General features: G+C 60.3%; 1 pseudogene. It reads right to left on the reverse strand.

The window, feature by feature from the left end:
* Positions 1 to 239 (reverse strand): annotated as a pseudogene (locus EKA13_RS28085) (LysM domain-containing protein); the annotation flags it as partial.

The following is a 239-nucleotide window of genomic DNA, read 5'->3' on the forward strand; positions in this document are numbered from 1 at the left end:
ACACGCTCATGAAACGCTGTGCGGATGTAATAGCGTCGGCTCGGGTCACTGAACAGGATCACTTCCACCACATGAATACCGGTGCGCTGCTGATGCCCTTGTTCTGTTCTGCGCTCACGGCCTTTACCGTGTTTGAGGTCGGGCATGGCCGCCGTGGAGCGGGTGCTGCTGGCTTCGGCTTCGCCCTTGCGCTGGGCAGCCAACTGCGTGCGCAGTTCGGTGATTTGCGCGTCGATATC

The organism is Pseudomonas defluvii, from assembly GCF_001695625.1.
GTDB lineage: Bacteria > Pseudomonadota > Gammaproteobacteria > Pseudomonadales > Pseudomonadaceae > Aquipseudomonas > Aquipseudomonas defluvii.